The sequence below is a fragment of the Nocardia panacis genome (genome assembly GCF_003598715.1).
In the GTDB taxonomy this organism is placed as follows: Bacteria; Actinomycetota; Actinomycetes; order Mycobacteriales; family Mycobacteriaceae; genus Nocardia; species Nocardia panacis.
In genome coordinates this window covers 224,474-244,691 of record NZ_QZFU01000013.1, presented here as the reverse complement: position 1 = coordinate 244,691, position 20,218 = coordinate 224,474, and the positions used below count along the sequence as shown (strand labels likewise).

Annotated in this window: 14 protein-coding genes and 3 pseudogenes; 7 read left to right on the top strand and 10 right to left on the bottom strand. The window is 65.8% G+C overall.

Translation table 11 applies throughout. The features are described 5' to 3' along the window. The 3 genes and pseudogenes from D5S18_RS36570 to D5S18_RS36250 form a co-directional block, all read left to right on the top strand. A partial coding sequence (locus D5S18_RS36570) for a hypothetical protein (RefSeq protein WP_203236620.1) occupies window positions 1-245 on the top strand: 245 nt, incomplete at its 5' end. Between the two features lie 389 nt (window positions 246-634). Continuing rightward, the gene (locus D5S18_RS06125) at window positions 635-2,572 is read left to right on the top strand and encodes a hypothetical protein (RefSeq protein WP_120038818.1); all 1,938 of its coding nucleotides are present in this window, start codon (window positions 635-637) and stop codon (window positions 2,570-2,572) included. A gap of 168 nt (window positions 2,573-2,740) precedes the next feature. Next, a pseudogene (locus D5S18_RS36250) lies at window positions 2,741-2,937 on the top strand (recombinase family protein); the annotation flags it as partial. Between the two features lie 618 nt (window positions 2,938-3,555). Here D5S18_RS36250 and D5S18_RS36565 read toward each other — a convergent pair. From D5S18_RS36565 to D5S18_RS06100, 4 genes and pseudogenes are all read right to left on the bottom strand, one after another. Beyond that, window positions 3,556-3,662, bottom strand: a pseudogene (locus D5S18_RS36565) (Tn3 family transposase); the annotation flags it as partial. 58 nt (window positions 3,663-3,720) lie between these two features. Next, window positions 3,721-3,924: a cold-shock protein gene (locus tag D5S18_RS06110; protein WP_120038817.1), complete on the bottom strand. Its 204-nt coding sequence runs from the start codon at window positions 3,922-3,924 to the stop codon at window positions 3,721-3,723. Between the two features lie 163 nt (window positions 3,925-4,087). After that, window positions 4,088-4,456, bottom strand: a pseudogene (locus D5S18_RS06105) (DUF4158 domain-containing protein); the annotation flags it as partial. Window positions 4,457-4,643: 187 nt separating this feature from the next. Continuing rightward, window positions 4,644-5,597 carry a WD40 repeat domain-containing protein gene (locus D5S18_RS06100; RefSeq protein WP_147403863.1) on the bottom strand — a complete coding sequence of 318 codons (954 nt, stop codon included), beginning with the start codon at window positions 5,595-5,597 and terminating at the stop codon, window positions 4,644-4,646. Between the two features lie 612 nt (window positions 5,598-6,209). On the opposite strand from D5S18_RS06100, the gene D5S18_RS06095 reads away from it, so the two are divergent. Continuing rightward, window positions 6,210-6,923: a tectonin domain-containing protein gene (locus D5S18_RS06095; protein WP_120038815.1), complete on the top strand. Its 714-nt coding sequence runs from the start codon at window positions 6,210-6,212 to the stop codon at window positions 6,921-6,923. Between the two features lie 87 nt (window positions 6,924-7,010). Here D5S18_RS06095 and D5S18_RS06090 read toward each other — a convergent pair whose 3' ends face one another. From D5S18_RS06090 to trxA, 4 genes are all read right to left on the bottom strand, one after another. Further along, window positions 7,011-8,012 (bottom strand): SMP-30/gluconolactonase/LRE family protein, encoded by a 1,002-nt coding sequence (locus D5S18_RS06090; protein WP_239003567.1) that lies wholly within the window; start codon window positions 8,010-8,012, stop codon window positions 7,011-7,013. A gap of 217 nt (window positions 8,013-8,229) precedes the next feature. Then, window positions 8,230-8,940 (bottom strand): metal-dependent hydrolase, encoded by a 711-nt coding sequence (locus D5S18_RS06085; protein ID WP_120038814.1) that lies wholly within the window; start codon window positions 8,938-8,940, stop codon window positions 8,230-8,232. 75 nt (window positions 8,941-9,015) lie between these two features. After that, complete coding sequence (locus tag D5S18_RS06080; RefSeq protein WP_120038813.1) at window positions 9,016-11,262, bottom strand: serine/threonine-protein kinase; 2,247 nt, start codon at window positions 11,260-11,262, stop codon at window positions 9,016-9,018. 209 nt (window positions 11,263-11,471) lie between these two features. Beyond that, window positions 11,472-11,837, bottom strand: a complete 366-nt coding sequence (gene trxA / locus D5S18_RS06075) for a thioredoxin (protein ID WP_282434825.1) — start codon at window positions 11,835-11,837, stop codon at window positions 11,472-11,474. Between the two features lie 1,510 nt (window positions 11,838-13,347). On the opposite strand from trxA, the gene D5S18_RS06065 reads away from it, so the two are divergent. From D5S18_RS06065 to D5S18_RS06055, 3 genes are all read left to right on the top strand, one after another. After that, window positions 13,348-16,134, top strand: a complete 2,787-nt coding sequence (locus D5S18_RS06065) for an L-tyrosine/L-tryptophan isonitrile synthase family protein (protein ID WP_147403861.1) — start codon at window positions 13,348-13,350, stop codon at window positions 16,132-16,134. A 39-nt stretch (window positions 16,135-16,173) separates the two neighbouring features. Then, window positions 16,174-17,010 carry an alpha/beta fold hydrolase gene (locus tag D5S18_RS06060; RefSeq protein WP_120038809.1) on the top strand — a complete coding sequence of 279 codons (837 nt, stop codon included), beginning with the start codon at window positions 16,174-16,176 and terminating at the stop codon, window positions 17,008-17,010. A gap of 134 nt (window positions 17,011-17,144) precedes the next feature. Then, entirely contained in the window at window positions 17,145-18,431 is a 1,287-nt protein-coding gene (locus D5S18_RS06055) for a YhgE/Pip domain-containing protein (protein ID WP_120038808.1), read from the top strand. Between the two features lie 19 nt (window positions 18,432-18,450). On the opposite strand, the gene D5S18_RS06050 is transcribed toward D5S18_RS06055, so the two are convergent. Both D5S18_RS06050 and gcvH read right to left on the bottom strand, forming a co-directional pair. Further along, window positions 18,451-19,791: an L-serine ammonia-lyase gene (locus tag D5S18_RS06050; RefSeq protein ID WP_120038807.1), complete on the bottom strand. Its 1,341-nt coding sequence runs from the start codon at window positions 19,789-19,791 to the stop codon at window positions 18,451-18,453. Continuing rightward, on the bottom strand, window positions 19,788-20,165 hold the full coding sequence (gene gcvH / locus D5S18_RS06045) for a glycine cleavage system protein GcvH (RefSeq protein ID WP_120038857.1): 378 nt from the start codon (window positions 20,163-20,165) through the stop codon (window positions 19,788-19,790). The genes D5S18_RS06050 and gcvH overlap by 4 nt, the downstream gene beginning before the upstream one ends. Window positions 20,166-20,218 lie beyond the last annotated feature (53 nt).

The window sequence follows — 20,218 nt, the reverse complement described above, 5'->3', positions numbered from 1 at the left end:
GGCATCAACCTGCTCAAGCAAAACCGTGCTGTCGCAACCAGATACGACAAGCTCGCCGTCCGCTACAAGGCAACCGTGCAGGTCGCAGCCATCAACATCTGGCTACCCACTTCTTAAACACCGCCTACGGGCCGTTCATCATGGTTTGGGGAACGGTCCTCATCGGAGGATTCGGCGTAGCGGTGTGGCTGGTGGTCGTCATCGCGCTCGGCCTGTTCACCGCGTTGCGTTCTCGCCGCGAGTAGTACCTCCGAGAACCCGAGCTGCTCAGCAGGCGCAGATCTCGGGGCAGGCACGCCAGGTCGGTCGACCGGAGCACCAACACCGAAATCCGGTCGGTCGCCGGCGGCGACCACGGCCACAGCGAGGAGGACATCCGCTACGTGCGCCAGTTGTGTCCCGGTGGTTTCGCTGAACCAGCCCGGGCGTTGGCCTTCGGTGAGCACGACATCCTCGATCTCAAAGGCGATCCGACGAAGTAGGTGTGTTCGATGTCGTGCTGCAGGTCGCGGTGCGTAGGCGCTCGACCTGCTCTGGGACGAGCACCTGTCGTGTGCCGACGGAACCTAGGTTACTGGTAAGTTACTTTGCGCTGGGTCAAGTACCCGAGCGCTGGTTGTCTACGCTACGGGGCGTGCCCGACCTCGACAACCAGATCGACAGGATCGATTGGGCCGCGCTCGATGATTCGCGGAACGACCAGAGGGGCTCGGTGCCGCAACTGCTGCGGGCCGCGCTCGCCGGTAACGGAGACGCGTTCCACAAGCTGTACGGCATCGTGTACGCGGACGAGCAATTCACCGAGTGCTTGTACGCACTCTTGCCCTTCCTCGTCGAGATCGCCCGACGCCACCATGGGGCCGACTGGATCGGCCTGGTGCTCGAGCGGATCGCGTTCGCTGCTGGCGTGACCGACAAGGGTCACCAGTATTGGAGTCCTGGCGAGGAAGAGCGGATTGAGATTTACGCCTGGCGCCGGCGCGCCCGCGACCTGGCCGCGCCGGTCGTTCCGGACGTCGTGTACCTGCTCGGCTCCGACGACGAGTCCGTCCGCAACGAGACGGTGAACGTGCTCATCGCCTGCGCCGACCGCAGCGACGAAGCCATCGTCGCGTTACAGCGCCATCACCATGTGGAGGCGATGTCCATCGCCGGCCGGATGCGTTTCGAAGCCGGGCTGTCGCCGGATTCCACACCGTGGCTTACCCGACACCTCGCCGGGCTCACCGATTCCCCCGACATCCTGGAGACACTGTCCCATTTGCTGTACGGGGACCCCGAGGCGCTTCCCGGCGGCATCGTGCCCGTCGTCCTCGACGCCGTAGCGCGCCTCGGTGACATACCACCGTTGTGGGTCGCGGCGATCAACGGCAACCTCGGCAACCGCCTCCCCGAGCGGACGCAGCTGCTCACCGGGCTCATGGCCTCCTCCGACCCGGCCGTCCGCAAGATCGCCGCCGAGGGTGCCGCCGAGATCGTGAGCCGGTGGCGCGGCGATCACCGGGGCGTCCTCGAGGTGATGCTCGCCGCCCAGGACGACCCCGACGAACAGGTACGGGCCGCGGCGCCCCTGAATATCGGCGCCGCGATCGAACCGATCGCCGACCTCGTCATGACCCGCTTCCAACCGCCGCACGACCCCGTACGCAGCACCGAGAACGGCCGACGGTACATTCCGACCGAGTTCGTCTCGGTGGCCGCGACCGGCGACCCGCGCATCGTGCCGATCGCCCGACGGATCCTCGAGGACGAGGTCGCGCGCGACCACCCGCAGATCCTCGGCAACCTCGACAGGGTTGTCAACGTGCTCGGCGATCGCGCGAAACCCTTGGCAGGACTTGTCCAGCGGCGTGTGGAACAGGTACTCGACCGTCCGCTGGACGACTACTACGAGGTACTCGACCTCGCGTCGGCGCTCAGCGGCCTCGGCGACCCCGCCTCGCTGCCGGTGTTCCTGGATCTCCTCGACCGCGGTGCACCACCGCGCGAAGTACTCGACATGCTCGGCCGGCTCGGCCCGGCCGCTATTCCTGCGGCGCCGAGGATCCGCGAGCTTTTCGACGAGCACCGGCAGGCGGCCGCCTGGGCGCTCTGGTGCGTCACCGGTGCGGCAGGCCCGATGGTCGAGCTGGCCAGGGATTACCTGATTTCCGGCGAGTGGCGGCTCGGTGCCTGGTTCGCAGGCCGGGCGGGTCCCGCCGCCGCCTCGCTCGTACCGCGACTACTGCCGCTCCTCGACCCGCAACAACTGGAGCTCCTCGAGCCGGGACTGATTGAGTTCGTAGGCCCCGAGGACTTTCAGCACAAGGCAGCGATTGCGCTCTGGCGGATCACGGGGCGCCCACAGCCAACGGTCCGCGTCCTTGCCGCCACCTTCGGCATGTCGGTCATCGAATCCGCCGACTGTCTTGCCGAGATCGGACCCGAGGCGCGCGAGGCGTTGCCGATGCTGCGCGCGTACCTGCCGAAGCCCTGGCCCGGTGAGCGCCGTCCGACAGCCTCCCCATGGCACGACATCAAGCTCGTAAAAGCCTGCGCGCGCGCGATCACGCGCATCGAGGGAGCGTCCTAGTCCTGGTGTGAACGAGCTGTCGGCTGTGTTCTTCACCTGGCCCACAACCTCATCCGAGCTGTCTCATGCACGATCGTTCACAAGACACATTGCCGCACGGACTGTTTCGCCAGGCTGGGAGCATACGCGGCCACAGTCTCACTGTCGGGGCTCGTCACGCTGCGGGCCATGCGAATCGGATACGGGCGGGTGTCCACCCGCGACCAACACCCCGAAGCCCAACACGACGCCCTCGCCGCCGGGTGCGACCCGATCTTCGTCGATAAGGCATCCGGCCAACTCGCCGGCCGCCCCGAGTTGGACAAGGCGCTGCAGTCGGCCAACTGGTGGTCACCAAGCTCGACCGGCTCGGTCGGTCCCTGGAGCACCTGATCGAGCTGTCCAACATCCTCGAAACCCGCAGCGTGGACTTGGTCGTGCTCGACCTCTTCGTCGCGTTGCGTTCTCGCCGCGAGTGGTACATCCGAGAGCCCGAGCCGCTCAGCGGGCGCAGATCTCGGGAACGGTTTGCGGGCACCGGTATGTCGAGTTCCTCGCGCAGTGCGGGCACCAGGACGAAGCGGGTGGTGTGGTACTTCGCGGCGGTCTTTCCGCTCCGGGTCCGGCAGGCGCTTCCGGCGGGCGCGTCACAGTTGGGGCAGCGGTGCTGGTTCTATACCAAGCGGGGCCGGTTTCCGCGCGCCCTGGCCGAGATCTCCGACGCCGCGGTCGACTACGTCGCCCGGCAGGTGGATGTAGAGCGGACCGAGATGCGTTCTACGACTTCACCGGTCGTACCAGCAAGCGCACCGGGTCAAGCAGTGGTGTGGTCGGGAGGTGACCATCGGTAGGCGATAGGTCCGATGAGCAGGGGCTGGTCCAGCATGTCTGCTGTGAACGACACTCCGGTGACCTTCGCCGCCAGGGCGAAGGCTCTCGGCACGGGGGTGCTGTAGCTGATGTCCCAGGCGTCGGAGTCGCTCTCGTCTTCATCCGGGTCATAAGCGTTTGAGCGCGTGGACCGACGCGCCTCTGTTGAGCCGGCGAGCGATCTGCGCCGATAGTCTGGATCCGACAAATAGCGGGCGGCGTAGATCGTACGACGAAGGGCCCAACGAAAAGAGCTTCGCACCGACCTCGGTGCGAAGCTCTTGAAGGATCGCGCGGAATCAGATGGCGCGGACGTCCTGGGCTTGGGGACCCTTCTGACCCTGCTCCACCGAGAACTCGACACGCTGACCCTCTTCGAGGGATTTGTAACCCGCGCCGCTTACGGCCGAGTAATGCACGAAGACGTCCGGGCCGCCTCCGTCCTGAGCGATGAAGCCGAAGCCCTTTTCGCCGTTGAACCACTTCACACTGCCTTGAGCCATGCTGTAACAACTTCTTCTCTGTAGTGAGCCGGGCAAATTCTTGGTGAGAAGCCCGTTCTCAACCCCTCACTATGCCACAAGGCTCGGCGATCGCTCGCATCGGGCAGCGATGAGGGGCCGCACCTGTGGGGTCTACCACTCACCGTTGAACGACTGCTTCCAGGGCCGGTCGCCACCCCAGATACTGCGCTACCAACCGCGGATGCTCGGTTCGCGTCTGCGCGCGTCTGCTGTACGACCGAATCATCTACGCATCGACCTGCAGCTGATCCGCCAACCTGGCCACCGCCACCGGCGGCGCGTCAGCCACCCGATCCGGGACGAACCCCAGCCACGGCAACGAACACAACGCCACCGACAGCCCGAGACGCTCCGCCGGGCCGCGGCCACGACCCGGCGTCACGAACGCAATGTCAGAAGGAATGAGCGTGAAGTACCGGAACAACTCATCGCGACTGATATCCGGGAACCTCCGCAGCCGCTCCAACCCCTCGTCGGCGAACACCCTGTCGCCGCGAAACCTGACCTCCAGCAAACGATCGACCCCATCGGCAGCCAAGCCAAGCACCAACCAGGCCCGTCCGCAGCCCGAGCCGCTACGGCACATCGCTGCTGGTCAAGCCATTGTCGTTGTTTTCCACGCGATTACTACCGGAACCCCATCACGGAGCGGACAACTCGCGCACGCGCAGGCCGAAACCCATCTGGGCGAGCTCGCGCTACTCCGCGTGGGGGAGACCCCATCGGGCGGTAAGACCCGCACCCGCCACGGGTGTTACCGCCCGACCGTCGCATGCTCCACCGGTCGGATCCCACAACCGCACCGTCTCATCGAATGACGAACTGGCCAGAAGTATCCGACCCTGCGGCAGCGACACCGCCACCATTGTGTAGATCGAACCGCGATGTCCCGTCAGCGAACCCGCACGCGCACCCGTCCCAGCCTCGCGCAACTCGATCACATCCCCTTCCATATCAGCCAACAGCAGCGAACCGTCAGGCCCCGGCACCACCAACTCGGTGAATAGCGCGGGCTCGATCAGATCCGCCTCGGACAACGCGGTCCCACCGATCGGATCGATGAACAGGAATCGACCGAAACCCCGCACCCGCACCACAATCCGTCCCGCGACCACCCTGGTATCCAGCCGCGACACCTCATCCCGCACCGGGCACACGCCGACCACCGCACCGGTCTGCGCGTCGAACAGTCGCACCATCCCGAACAAACCCGGGTCCGCCAGCGCCACCACCGATCTCCCGCCCACCGAGACCGCCGTCATCGCCACCGGCACTCGATCGACCCGCAAGCCGGCACCGACCTCCGCGCCGGACAGCGGATCCCAGAAACGCACCCGCTTCCCGCCCGCCGTCCCCACCAGCGTCCGCCCATCCGGCCACGGCACCGCCGCGATATCGGTCAATCGCGCACTGTGCCGAAACTCCGAAACGGTCCCCGCGTACAGATCCCACAACCACACCGTCCGCCCACACTGCTCCGCACCGGCCGGCAGCGCCCGCCCGTCAGCCGAAATCGCTGCCATACGAAACACATTCACCTGACGCGCGGGCACGACATGCCTCGAATCCCGCCGCATGCGCCCTGTCTGCTCCGTCTCGGCTTCGGCCCCGCCCCAATCCCGGCCCACCGCAATATGATCCAGCTCGTCCACCCCCGCGACCTCCCAGCCGAGCCAGCGCACCGAACATCCGAGCGAAGGCTAGCCGCGCCGCGAAACGCCGGTCAATCACATCGTTCTCAACCGCGAACCCCAAGGTAGGGGACTGCCGGCTCGTGAACCACGACCACCGCCGTCTTCCGTTCCCGCGCAGGCCAATTCGATTGGGGCAGGGGAGGGGAGCACAAGACGTGCGGGCTTCGTACATCTGGAAGAGAGTGCGTCCCTAGAAGATGCAACACGCCTACCAGTCCGACGCAACAGGGGGTATCGACACAGCTCCTCGTAGCCCCAATCAACACCAGAAAAATATCCCCGAATCTAGATATGCGCATCTACGAATGTGGCTCGCCTTTTAAACCCTCAAACTATGTCCGGCGGAGCCGGACATAGCAAAGACAAGAGGGGTGGTGGTGGATGGTGGCGCGGCAAACGGTGTCGGCCGGGTGCGGTGACCACCGAGCCTCGCTTCTTCCAAAATGTAAGGGAGACAACTGAATAGCGACGCTTTGATCTGTGGGCTTGTTTGGCAATAGGGCACGTGCTCACCGCCCCGACCGCTAATCTCGTTGCAGCAGTAACCGACTTGACGAAGGGTGGTTCATCATGGCGGATTGGGTGAAGGTCGCGGGCAGTCTCTCGGCGATCTCCGCGGGGTCCAGGACGACGGTGTGGGGTGTGAACGCGGCGAGCGCTATCTACCGGTACACCAACTACGATGCCAACCCGTGGCTCGGAATCCCAGAGGCGTTAAGTGATATCGGTGCTGCGGCAGACGGCACTGTGTGGGGTGTCAACGGAGGCAATCAGATCTTCCGATACGTCGGGGACCAGGCCGCCTCGAACCCTTGGGTGAACATCACCGGCAGCCTGGTCCGAATCGATGCCGGGTCCAGGACGAATGTGTGGGGAGTGGACTCCGCCGGTGCCATCTTCCGGTACACGAACTACGACCCCAACCCGTGGATCAAGGTTCCGGGGTCGCTGAGTGACATCGGCACGGGCGCCGACGGCACCGTGTGGGGTGTCAACGCCGGCAACCAGGTCTACCGGTACATCGGGGACCAGGACAGCTCGAACCCGTGGGTAGGCGTCCCCGGCAGCCTCAAGCGCATCGCGGTGGGCAACCGGACGAACGTCTGGGGCGTCGATCCCGCCGGCAGCATTTATCGGTACACCAACAACGATGCCAGCGGCGTCAATCCGTGGGTCAAGATCCCCGGCACCGCCACCGATATCGCGGCCGCCGCCGACGGTAACGCCTGGCACGTCAACAGTGGTGGCGAGATCTACCGCTACGTCGGCGACCAGCCCAGCTGATCCCGTCTCCGTGCGGTCTCCCTACCGAGACGGGTCGGGGGACCGCACGGGTCCGCGACGGTCGCTCGCGCGCAATCCGGGCCGCGATCAAGGGATTTGGGTTATTCCGATCGCCGATTCGCTCAAACTGCCGAGGTACAGCGTCCCGTCGCGTTCGGCCACACCCGTCACCATGGCGAAATTCGTGCCCTCGATCTGGAGGTCGTGCACGATCTTCCCGTTGAGGTCGACCGCGAGCACCCACACCGTGGGGGCGGCCTTGATCCGCATCCGCTCCGGTAGCGCCCACACGAGTTTGCGGAGCACGCCCGGCAGCGGAAACAGTCTGTCCAGCATGGGATCCCGCGCTCCCGGCAGGGTGATCCAGATCAACCCGTCGCTGCCGAGGGCGATATTGTCGGGGAATCCCGGCAGGTTGTCGATGAGTACATCGTGCGAGCCCGCCAGGGGGCCGGTGAGCCAGTAGCGGGTCACCTGGTAGGCGCCGGTCTCGGCGACCAGTACGCACGAGCCGTCGGCGGCGAGGGCGACTCCGTTCGCGAAGTACAGCCCGTCGAGCAGTGTTTCGACGGTTCCGGAGGGATCGCGGCGGAACAGTCGACCGGTGCCCGAATGCTCCAGCAGGTCGCCCATGTAGTCGGCGAGAGAGTAGCGGCGGCTCGACGAGGAGAAGTAGATGGAGCCGTCGGTGTCGCGAATGATATTGCTGGCGAAGGGGAGTGGCGCACCGTCGACCGAATCGACGACGACGTCGAGTTGTCCGTCCGAGAGTTGGAGCACCCCGCGCTCGGCATCGCAGATCAATACAGTCCCGTCGGGATCGACATGCAATCCCAGCGGACGACCACCCGTATCGGCCAGGATGGTCACCGAATCGTCGGTCGGATCGATGCGCAGAATTCGCCCGTCGGCAATCCCGGCGATCACCCGGCCATCCGCGGTGAGCACCACGTCCTCCGGCCCGACACCGGGCAGTTCGATCCGACGGGGGAGGGGAAGTGCTGGGACACTGCGGGTTTCACGCGCGCGAGGTGAAGCTGGGGGAGGGGACCACCGCTCGGGGCGCATGGTGCCGCCAAAGATTGCCATGTCTGCACCCTAGCGATCTTTTCGCTACTGGGCGTCCCATAATATTAGGGCTGCTCCTAATGTTCCTCGGTTGAATCCATCCCAGTAGCAAGGTGTGCGCACTTATGCATATATGCGTGTCAACTCAATGAAGAAACCCCGCCCAGCTACGCCGGACGGGACAAGGACAGCACGAAGACGCAGCCCCCGCAGGAAGATTCGCGGGCCACGAGGAAGGTCAGGGGTTGTGGGTGATCGAGTACCAGAGCAAGACCATAGTTCCGATGGCGAAAAGCGGTGAAAGCACCCAGGTTTCGAGTCGGTTCCCGGTCCTCTCGATCAGAGGTAGGGAAGTGCGCCACTGAAGGGGCCAGAACAGACGGCACCCGCGATCGGTCAGGCAGTCGCCCACCAGATGGATCAGTGCGCCGAGACCGACGCAGAAGGGGAGCCAGGAGGGTTTGTCGCTGATCCAGTGATCCATGGCGAAGGTGCCCGCGACGGCGAGCAGCACGACCGTGCCCCAGGATCGGAATCCCTTGCCGGGCGGGCACAGATTCAATGCCCGGACCGCGAGGGCGAGCAGGAAGAAGACCAGCGCGAGGGTGAAACCGCGGCCGACCCAATGTTCTCCGGCCCAGGTGCCGAACGCGACCGCGCCGACGAAGGCGAAGGAGTGAGTGGCGTGGCGATGCCCGCCGGAGACCTTGGAGATGATCTTGCACAAATAATGCGAGACGGGGCCGAGGACATGGGCGATGGTGCCATTGGGATGGTCGGCGTCGGGGAGCAGCGCGGCGCCCGCGGTGAGGAAGGTGCCCAGCAGCAGATCCGCGGCACCGAGGTGACCACTGGAGACGACCGGATAGGTGAACGCCGTAACCGGCAGCGCGACCGCCGCCGCCGACCAGGCCAAAGCGCCGCTGGTCGCGTGAGAATGTCCTAGCACCGGATGAACGTTAGTTGACCACAAGGTGATTCACGGGTGCGGCGAACCGGGTCGCACAGCGATGTGGCGCGGAACTCATTCGTGCGGATCGGAGATGCGGTAGAGGGCGCGCAGATCCGAGTCGAGCGCGTAGAACACGCGCAGGGTCAACAGGAAGCAGACGATGCCGCCGACGCACAGCGCCACAAGGGATTCGGTGACGAGCTGCTGTTCGGCGGGGGAGAGGAACGCCAGCCCGGTCGCCACCCCGAGCAGCGGCACCGAGGCCACGACTCCGAGATAGACGCGCAGGCGCCGCGCGAGCCGACGCAACCGCACGGTGTCCTCGTGCGAGGTGTGTCCGGCGGCCACCAAACCGGGGTAGTACCAGCGCAATACGAAAAAGGTCACTGGGAAGTAGGTATAGACGACGGCGACGGCGGCCGCGACCACATGCGAGGCAATGAGATTGGCGAGCAGTCCGGGGGAGAGATCGGCGGTGTGGCGCAGTTGCAGCAGGAAGATGCCAAGGGCGGCAATCCATCCCATGAAGGCCACCGCCGCGATGCGGTCGCCGCAGGCCAGGGTGTCGGCTCTGGCGCGGGCCAGAGTCGGTTCGTCGTAGCGTTTTCCGTGGCGGATGCCTTCGGGGACCACGAAGACCGACCGGCACCAGTAGAGCAGTAGCAGTACGCCGAGCGGGTAGCCGACGGCGATGAGGATCAGCCCGAGGTGATGCAGTTGGGTCCACGCGCTCGCGGTGAGGGCGTGCTGGAGCAGTCGGGTGTTGTGGCCCATGAGGTAGAGCCCGCCGATGAGCTGTCCGAGGATGCTGGAGACGGTGACTACCGGCATCGGTCGATTGCGCAGGCGGGCACGAATGCTGTGCTCGGGCGGGTCCACGAGATCGCGGGCGGTGCGGTCCAGGGTGAGTTCGAGTTGGTGGGCGAGGTCGGCGCCATTGGTGTGCCGGTCGGCCGGGTCGGGGGACAGGCAGGTGAGCAGGGCGTGGCGCAGGATGGGCGGGGTGTCGGCGGGCAGCGCGGCCTCGTAGCGGGCGGCGACGGGCTGTTTGCGCAGTTCGATCATGCGGGCCAGTGAGCTGTCGGACTCGCCCGCGCCGGTGTTGTCGGCGAAAGGAAGACTGCCGGTGAGCAGTTCCCACAGAACGACACCGAGGGCATAGAGGTCGCTACGGGTATCGAGGTCGGCGGGGTCGGCGGCCATGGTCGGATGGCATGCGGCGAGCTGCTCGGGGGACATGTAGGCCAGGGAGCCGCCGAAGTAGGCGGCCGGGTTCGCGCCGGGGATGTGCGCGCTGAAGCTGATATTGAAATCGACGAGTTTGGGTTGGCCGTCGACGGTGAGCAGGATATTGGCGGGTTTGATGTCGCGGTGCAGTACGCCGTGGTGGTCGGCGTAGTTGAGGGCGGCGGCCAGGCGCGCACCCAGCCAGGCGACGGTTTCGGGCCAGGTGAGGCGGGCGATCTCGGTGCGGACCGGTGAGGGGTGCGTTTCGATGACACCGCCTGCGGCAACGGCATCGTCGACGGCGTCGAGGAAAGTGCGTCCGCTGCGGCGGGCCACGGGGATGGTGTGCAGGTGGCGCAGTACGCCGAGCAGGGTGCCGCCGGGGATGTACTGCATGTACATCAGCTTGAGGTGCTGGTCGGCGAGTTGGCGCTGGTCGAAGACGCGGACGATGTGGTCGTGGTCGAGTTGGGCCAGGGTTTGGGGTTCGCTGCCGCGGTCGCGGGAGATCTTGATGGCGACGAGGCGGTGCAGGGAGCGTTGCCGGGCGAGGAAGACGCGGGCGAACGCGCCCTGCCCGAGGGGGATGAGCAGGTCGAAGTCGTCGACGGTGGTGCCCGCGGCGAGCGCGTCGAGCGCCGTGCGCGCGGTGGGGTCCGAGAGCAGGGTGGTGCGGAAGTTCTGGTCGTCGAGTCGGTGCGAGATCCGGCTCATCTGCTGCGGGTATTGGGTTTCGTATTCGGTGAGGTCGATGGGGCCGTCGCGGCGGGTGCGGGCGGTGATCTCCTCGAAGATGAGGTCGGGTGGCAGCGGCGCGGTGTCGAGTTCCGGGAATTTCCTGCGGTAGTCGGCGAGGCTGGGGCCTTTGCGACTGCGGGACCAGCGATGCTGCAGGTCGACCTTGATGAGTTCGATGAGGGCGGCGCGGCGCAGGGCGGCGTCGGTGGGGAGGTGCGCGGCCAGGTCGGGTGGGTCGCCGGTGGTTTGCCAGGCTCCGATGAATGCGGCCACGATCCGCGACAGTGCCGCCTGCGTTCCCGTTGTTCGTGCCACACCGGGGTCCGGTGCGGGCGCGTCGAGATGAAGCTCCATCGCGGCTCGCTCTGCTGGAGATTTCCCGGCCTATTTCGAGAATAGGCGATCTTCATCGCCCTGGCGTCACGCATTTCCGCAGGTGCGCATTTCCGAAGGGCGAAGGCCGCCCGGCGCTGGACGAACTTTTCATCGTAGCGCCGGGGGTTGGGTGGGCTCCAACTATTTGGCGGCGGTGGGGGTGCGGGCGGTTTGCCCGCACCGGTCGGCTACTTGGGGATGCGGGCGACGAGGTTGTCGCGCAGCATGGATTTGGGGACCGCTCCGGTGATGCGGGCGATCTCCTTGCCCGAGGTGACGAGCATGGTGGTCGGTACGCCCATGACGCCGTATTGTGCCGTGGTGATGGGGTTTTCGTCGATATTGACCCTGGCGACGGTGACCTGGGCGTTCTCGGCGGCGAATTCCTCGAGAATGGGGGCCATCCGCTTGCACGGCCCGCACCAGACGGCCCAGAAGTTCACCAGGACGGGTTTGTCGCTGGCGAGGACTTGCGCGGCGAAGGAGGCGTCATCGACTTTGACCATGTGGGACTGCATCTTTCGAGCTTGCGTGCGCTGCGGGGGATTTGCCAAAGATCGTTGCCGTTACGGGGACGGGGAGTCGCGGTTGCCGTGTTGTCGCGGATTCCACTCGACCGACGGTCGTGTTGCGGGGAGGCCCTGATTTCGTCTACTTGACATAGTGTGCATTATCGGCGCGCCAACGGGCGGGGTATCGAGAAGTTGATCTTGATGAATGTCGGTGTCGTGCAGATGGTTTCGGGCTCGGTCGGCATTCCGGCTCCGCCGGGTCCCCATGTTCCGCGCGTGCCTCGAGATCGAACTCGATGTCGGCCGGCCTCAGGTGCTCCCCTCGACTGGTTTTGTCGTTGCGAAATATTTCCGGTCTCCCGGAGTGGAAGTTTTACGGTTCGGCCGAATTGTCTTGGGTTGACGCTAGATTCGATGTCCTCGATGTCCTCGATGTCCTCGATGTCCTCGATGTCCTCGATGTCCTCGATGTCCTCGATGTCCGTAGTGCGACTCCCCTGAGTTTCAAGCCACCGTCACGTAACGTCACTGTGACGAATATGGTTGTTGGATTCCCGCCGTATGTGACTGGATGGCGTTTCGGATTTCTGGTTCTCCGCTGCGTCCCCGAAACCTCGCGCGGCACCCTACCTCGCAGCTTCGTTCGGTGGGTTCGTGAGAACGTCGGGCCTTCTCTGTCGCTCGACCCTGGTCGCGCCAATTTTTCGGCTGCCTCGAACGAATTCCATATACTCGATCGAACCGTATTGTGATCGGCGCCATTCTCAATGCTGGCAATACTGTGGATAGCCGTTCGATTAGCCTATCGATTGCCCCAATGTTGAGGTGGACTCCAGAAAGCGCGTGATTCCGGACATCGACGTTGGCGCGTGGACTGTTGTCGGCCGATATGCGATATCGGGCATCGATAACCGAATAACTGCAGCAGCGACGGACGACCTGCCGCCACAAGCGGCCGCCACGGACAGCTGTGCCTCTCCTCCGAAACTCGGAGCCCGAGGGAACCGTGATCATCGCCACCTCGGTCGGTCGCGTCAACCCCGAATAATCGCCGAAACCCCTTGTCTTCCAGCCTGATTCGAGCCTTTCCCAAGGTTTTGCTTTCTGTTGGTCTCACAACATAACAAGTGGACTGGTCGGTTTTGAATAGTCGAGTACGTCGGGCAAGTGCGCCCGGTGGATGTATGAGTGCGGCCGATCTGTCCTGAGGATGGCGGTGTCGGCCAGAGAGAAGGATTCGAAATCCGTTCGGCATAAACATAATTCGCGGCCCGGCCGGTCTCATCCGGTTGACGGCTTCTGTTCGCGACGCCGACGAAGCAGGCTCTGAAATGCCATGGCGAGATAGCTGGCGGCCCGGAATTTCTTGCGGGCCAGGCGGATCCGCCACGCCTGTAATTCGGCAACGTTCTGCTCGACGTCTTTCCCTGGGGTACAGGAGGTTTAGTTTCGCATGTCCGATTTCTTGTCGTCGCCCTGTTTGATGCCACCCACCGGTGCGAAGACCGAGGCTGCGTCATCGCGACTGCCTTCGGGCACGGCGAATGACTTGTTGAGTGGGTTGCTGTCGGTTGATCCCGTTCTGCGTCTGTATTGCGCGCTCGACGCGACGTTCCCGGATTCGCCTTCGCCGTGCCATCCCGCGTATCCGGGCGGCACTCTCGCGGTGGCGCTGGATGCCGTGCCGTGGTCGCACACGGTGGAGCACCGTCCCGCACTCGATCAGTCGGCGTATTCGCATGTCATGGACCGGGTGGCCCTGCCGCTGGTGCGTGTGTTCCGCACACTGCTGGATCGGTATGGATTGGTCGCGGTGGACGGAGCGCTCGCGGTCGAGCTGTCCAGCGATCTGGCCCTGACCGGTCGGGTCGTGCTGCGTGACCAGGCCGGAGTCGGAAGGCTGTCCGAGGCATCGGATGACGAGAAAGCGAATCAGGCCCTGGTCGCTCGCGGGGTTCGGGTGCTGTGTGAACTGTTGTCCGGGCTGGTTCGGCAAGTGGAATCGGCGCGCCTGTCGCTGCCCCGCAGTCCCGGCTCGACGGCCGCTCTGGTGGAGCATGTCGGACCAGCCGAGCTGAACACCCTCTTCGAGGGCGAGTTTCGTTTTCTGCGCCCGGAGACCGAAAAGCTGCTTCGCGGCACCGATCTCGGACGACATGCGCATTCGGTGAGCACGGAGCAGGACGCGGTCCTGCGGCAGGTCCTCGATCGGGTCACGGAGCGGGCGGTGGCCCGCCGCCGCGATCCCGGCCTGTCCCCCGCGACCGTGCTGATCGACCTGGATTTCTGTGCGATGGTGCCGCACGAACGGGTGCTCGCCGCCGCCCAGCAGGTCGCCGGAGTGCGGGCGGGCGCCCCGAACGGGATCGTCGAACTCGCGTCACCGGAGAGCCTTCCGATACTGCCCTGCTACGCGGCGGCAGGGTGGGAGCATTTCCTGGAGCTGACCGGGCTGCGGCGACGGTATCCGGAGGTGGACTGGGCCGAGGTGCACCTGGACTTCTACTACGCGTGCTTCCTGCCTTGGGAGCGGCTGCGGTCGGATTCGCTCACCCCCGGACTGGTCCGGTTCGTCCGAGCGGTCGAACGCAACGGTGGTGCGGTTGTCTTCAACACCGCACGTCGTGATCGCACCCGAGCGCATACGAGGCATGTGCTCGATTCGGGTGGCCTGCTCACCCAGCGGGTGCTCACTACACCCGATTCCCATCAGCGGTCGGCGCCCGAGTTGAAAGTGGAGAATCTCGGGAAGCTGACCGACCCGTATGTGGTCGCCGTCTTCGACGACTTGACCGACAACCGCGAGGCGTTGGCCGTCGAAGCGCCCGACGCGATCCAGATCGCGGTGGAACTGCCGGGGTTCACCAGCGATCGGGCGCGCGCCGAGCGTCCGCGGGACGGCGCGGCGGTGGTGGCCGGATTCGAGATGCTCCCCCGACCGGTCGAACCAGCCGGCGAACCACCGGTCCCTGCCTTGTCGCATGTGCGTATCGTCGACCGGCTCCCGCTCGCGGATCTGTCGAACCATCCCATTGCCGCCGAGCACGGTGTGCGGTTGACCGAGGCGGACGCCCTGGCATTGATCGAGCAGTTGATGTCGGTCGCCGATCGCGAGGCCGAAGCCGCCGTCGCGCATGCGGAGCGCAATCTGCACCGACAACTGCGCGCGGTGGACGACGAGGCGATGCGCACCGTCACGCGATTGCACCACATGCTGACTCGTCGCCAGTTCTGCCGCGGACCGAGTTCTTCCTATCCGCTGGAGATCGCCGTCCGCGACATGCTGGGTTCGGTGTCGGCGGGTGAGCCGATCACGATGGTCCTGCCGGGATTGCCGATCAAGCAGTGCCGCAATCGACTCAAGGCGGTCGGCCCGCTACCCGATCTCGCCGAATTGGGGTTCCTGATCCGGTTGCGTGAGCTGTGGCAGGCGATGCGGCGGATCCACGAGCCGGGCATCCGCGTGCACATTCTCACCGACGGCCTGCACTTCCAGCGCAATCCGCCTGCTCTGGTGCATGCGTATTCGCAGCACATACGCCGCTACGTTCACATGATCGGTATGGCGGAGGTCATCGATGTCAGCGATATGGACGAGGTCGCCGCGCGCCGGCTCGGCCCGCGGATCCTCGAACAGCGCGACAGTATCGAGGCCGGATATCGCGACCGATTGTGGGATGCGTTCGCCGGGCTCGATATCGCGACGGATCCGGTCGGCACTGTCGAACTGATCGTGGCTCGCGACCCGTCGCGCGGATGGCACCGGAAGAGTGCCGATGACACCCTGTCCCTTCTGGATGTTCGCTCGGTGATCACCTCGATGCTCAATATGGTCGCCACGGAGGCGCCTGCGGGCGTGGACCGGCAGCAATGGTCGGTGGCGGTCCTTTCCGACATTTACAACGTGACCGACCAGGGGGCATCCTCGGAGCTGTTGGCCGGGCGTCGAGATGTGCTGCGCCAAACCCTTGACGCCGCAGTCCATTACGTGGCCGCGGCGTCCGCCGATCGTGCCCTGGGCTATGAACGGATGTTCTCCTCACGGGTGCGGCTCACCGTGAATACCCCGCCGCCGGGCCGGTGCGGGTTCGCCGGTCTCGGTGGCTCCGAACTGCTGCCCTGGCAGGGCACCGCGGCGGTCGATCACCACGGGATGCTTGCCACCGACTTCGCGATCTCGTTGACGGATCGGGGTTTCCTTCCCGTCTTTGCCCCGATGCTCGGCGCCCGCCAACCGTGGTTCATGGTCCCCACTCCCGTTGTGCACGTCCGGGATCGCGCACATGGTGCGCAACTCGATTCGTCGTTCGCCGCGGGTATCCGGCTGCGCCGCCGCTAGCGATCCGCGCGGACGAGACAACAAGAAAGGTTTCCGAGAGTGACGATATCCGCCTGTGCCGAGATCGCGGTCGCCCGCGACGGTGCGGAGATATTTTTCGAGTCGTATGGGCGCGGCCCCGCCGTTCTGGCGATCGGTGGAGTGGCGGGGGGTGCGGCGGAGTACCGGAAGGCAGGCCCACTGGTCGGCGAGCACTTCCGATTCCTCGCCTACGACCGCCGGGGAACGTTGCGCAGCACCGGACGACCGGATCACGATCTCGACATGGCCCAGCAGTGTGACGACATCATCGCCATCCTGGATGCGGCGAACGAGGAGTCGGTGATCGTCTTCTCGGCATGCGCGGGCGGGTCGATCGCCTTCGAATTGGCGCTGCGCCATCCGGACCGGGTTTCCGCGGTTATCGCCCATGAGCCGCCATTCTTCGAGTTGCTGCCGGATCCGGATGAGGTGATGCGGTTCTGTCGTCAGTTGTGCACGCCCGAATCCGTCGCGGACCCTACCGTGGCATTGATCAAGTGGATCGACCGTATGGGAGATCCGGACCGGCAGCCGCTGCCGAAAGAGCTGGTGCGACAGCAGGCCGAAGCGTATGGCGCGTATGTCATCGAGCACGAATTGCTGCCGATGATCTCGTACTCGCCCGATATCGAACGGCTGCGCGAGAGCGGGATACCGATCGTCATGACTGTCGGCGTGGGCAGTCGCGGATCCGATCTCGAGTACGCACGGACCGTGCCGATCCTCGCGGAGCTCCTCGGCTGTGAGATGAAGACATTCCCCGGTTATCATTCGCCCTTCCGGAATCGGCCGGAGGAGTTCGCGGCGGCCCTGCGGGAGACGATCGGAATGGTGGGCGACTCCCCGAATTCATAGCGTCACCGTGACAATTTGGCGGGAAGTCCTTGGGGCTGGGTCACATCCATTCTGATTCGGCGCAGGAAGTGATGTTGGGTGCATGCGGGCGCGTTGGGTGGGTGATTCGGCCGGGGAGGAATTACGGTGCGGCCATGACGACTGCGGACAGCGGGAACGAAGGGGGCGGGCGGCGGTTGCCCGCGAAGGCGTGGTTGGCGCCGATGGTGGTGATCGCGCTGCTGATGTCGCTGCTGGCGACAATGTATCTGGCGTATGTGGTGGATCCGGCGAAACATCTGCACGAATTCCCGATCGCGCTGGTGGATCAGGATCAGGGGGATGTGATCGGCGGGAAGCCGACGAATCTCGGCGAGCAGATCGCCGACGGCCTGACCAAGCAGGTGCCCGCGGAGAAGGTGGCGTTGCGGCCGATGGGGATCGGGCAGGCGCAGCGCGAACTCGGGGACGGCAAACTGTACGGGGCGATCGTGATCCCGGCGGATTTCACCAAGCGGGTGGGGATCTTCGCCACGGCGAGTGTGGTGCCGGGTGATGTGCAGCAGCCGATCATCACCGTCTACACCAATCCGCGCGCCGGGTCGTTCGCGGTGTCGCTGGTGCAGACGATCACCGGGCAGGCGTTGTCGAAGGTGAATCAGACGGTCGGCGCGCAGTTGACCGACCAGGTGAAGGGGCAGACGCAGGGGCAGGAACTGGTGGGGTTGAGCCGGTTGCTGCTGGCGAAGCCGATCGATGTGGTCGTGACGCCGTACCATCCGCTGCCCGCGGGCACGGGCGGTGGTCTGGTGGCGTTCTTCTACACGGTGATGGTGTTGCTGGCCGGGTTCACGGGCGCGGTGGTCATCACGAGCATGGTGGATTCGTCGCTGGGTTTCGCGCCGACCGAGTTCGGTCCGTGGTACGCGCATTTCCCGCGCGCGCCGATCTCCCGGTTGCGGACGCTGCTGATGAAGTGGGCGATCATGGCGGTGATGGCGCCGGTGGTGTCGGGCATCTATATGGGGGTGGCGCGCTGGTTGGGGATGCCGATCGACCGTCCGTTGGCGCTGTTCCTGTATTCGACGTTGGCGATCGTGGCGGTCGGGGTGACGGCGCTGTCGATCGTGGCGGCGTTCGGGACGGCCGGGTTGCTGGTGAATCTGGTGCTGTTCATCGTGTTGGGGTTGCCGTCCTCGGGTGGCACGATTCCGGTGGAGGCGGTGCCGCGCGGGGTGGCGTGGCTGTCCGGGTTCGAGCCGATGCATCAGGTGTTCCTGGGGTTGCGGTCGATCCTGTTCTTCGATGCGAGCGGGGCGGCCGGGTTGAGTCGGGCGCTGTGGATGACGTTGCTGGGGTTGGCGATCGGGCTGGTGTTGGGCGCGGTGGTGACGAAGTTCTACGACTACAAGGGCCTGCATCGCAAGCCGGTGCAGGTGTAGGCCGCTCCCCCGGCTCGGTTCAGCATTCGATGACGTTGACGGCGAGGCCGCCGCGGCTGGTCTCCTTGTACTTGTCGCTCATGTCCGCGCCGGTGGCGCGCAGCGTGCGGATCGCGCTGTCGAGCGGGACGATGTGGGTTCCGTTGCCGCGCAGCGCGATTCGCGCGGAGGTGATGGCCTGGACGGCGGCGACGGCGTTGCGTTCGATACAGGGGATCTGCACCAGTCCCCCGATGGGGTCGCAGGTGAGTCCGAGGTGGTGTTCCAAGCCGATCTCGGCGGCGTTCTCGACCTGTTCGGGGGTGCCGCCGAGGACTTCGGTGAGGGCGGCGGCGGCCATGGCGCAGGCGGAGCCGACCTCGCCCTGGCAGCCGACCTCGGCGCCGGAGATGGAGCCGGTCTCCTTGAGGACGGAGCCGATGGCGGCGGCGGTCAGCAGGAAGCGGATGGTGCTCGGATCGTCGGCGCCGGGGACGAAGCGGCGGTAGTAGTGCAGGACGGCGGGGATGATGCCCGCCGCGCCGTTGGTGGGGGCGGTGACGACGCGGCCGCCCGCGGCGTTCTCCTCGTTGACGGCCAAGGCGTAGAGGTTGACCCAGTCCATGGCGGCGAGAGGGTCCTCGGGGGTGTCGGCGCGGAGCTTGTCGTGGAGGGCTTTGGCGCGGCGCGGCACCTGCAGGCCGCCGGGGAGGACGCCGTCACCGGCGCAGCCGCGGCGCACGCAGTCGGCCATCGTCTGCCAGATGTGGAGCAGTCCGGCGTCGATGGCGGTGTCGGTGCGGTGGGCGCGCTCGTTGGCGCGCATGACGGCGCTGATGGGCAGGCCGGTGGCGCGGGTGTGTTCGAGGAGTTCGGCGGCGGTGCGGAAGGGGTGCGGGACCGCGACGTCGGGGGCGGCGGGTGGGGTGCCGTCGTGGACGAAGCCGCCGCCGATGGAGTAGTAGGTGTGCTGTTCGGTGGTGGCGCCGTCGGCGGCGATGGCGTGGCAGGTGAGGGCGTTTGGGTGGGTGGGCAGGGTGGTGTGCGGATGCCAGTGCAGGTCGGTGGCGGGGTCGAAGGGGATGTCGTGGCCGGTGGGCAGGCGCAGCCGGTGCTCGGTGACGATCCGCGCGAGATGGGTGGGGATGGTGTCCGGGTCGATGGTCTCGGGTTCGTGGCCCGCGAGGCCGAGCAGGACGGCGTCGTCGGTGCCGTGGCCGCGGCCGGTGGCGGCGAGGGAGCCGTAGAGGTCGACGCGCAGCCGGGCGGGTGGTTTCGTCAGTTGTCGGATGAAGCGGTGGGCGGCGCGCATCGGGCCGACGGTGTGCGAACTGGAGGGGCCGATGCCGATGCTGAAAAGGTCGAAAGCGCTGGTGGTCACTGGTGTTCCCCGATGTGGGCGGCGTAGGCGGCGGCGTCGAGGACCTCGGCCAGGTGTTCGACGCGGATGCGCAGCAGCCAGCCCGCGCCGTAGGGGTCGGTGTTGAGCAGTTCCGGGTTGGCGACCGCGTCCGGGTTGACGGCGGTGACGGCGCCGGTGGCCGGGGCGAACAGGTCGCTGACGGATTTGGTGGATTCGATTTCGCCGCACGGGGTTTCGGCGGTGACCCGGTCGCCGACGGTCGGGAGTTGGATGTGCACGATATCGCCGAGCGCCGCGGCGGCGTGGGCGGTGACGCCGATGGTGGCGGTGTCGCCGTCGAGGGCGAGCCATTCGTGGTCGACGGTGTACCGGAGGTGGGCGGGGATGGTCATGGGGTGGCCTTTCGGGTGTGCCGCGTAGGTCTCGGCGGTCATGCCGGGGACAC

Bases quoted from the DNA above. Each gene is read 5' to 3' on its own strand.
- gcvH (WP_120038857.1), bottom strand. From the start codon at position 20,165: ATGACCATCCCCGCCCACCTCCGGTACACCGTCGACCACGAATGGCTC.
- D5S18_RS06095 (WP_120038815.1), top strand. From the start codon at position 6,210: ATGGCGGATTGGGTGAAGGTCGCGGGCAGTCTCTCGGCGATCTCCGCG.
- D5S18_RS06080 (WP_120038813.1), bottom strand. From the start codon at position 11,262: ATGGAGCTTCATCTCGACGCGCCCGCACCGGACCCCGGTGTGGCACGA.
- D5S18_RS06055 (WP_120038808.1), top strand. From the start codon at position 17,145: ATGACGACTGCGGACAGCGGGAACGAAGGGGGCGGGCGGCGGTTGCCC.
- D5S18_RS06090 (WP_239003567.1), bottom strand. From the start codon at position 8,012: ATGGCAATCTTTGGCGGCACCATGCGCCCCGAGCGGTGGTCCCCTCCC.
- D5S18_RS06110 (WP_120038817.1), bottom strand. From the start codon at position 3,924: ATGGCTCAAGGCAGTGTGAAGTGGTTCAACGGCGAAAAGGGCTTCGGC.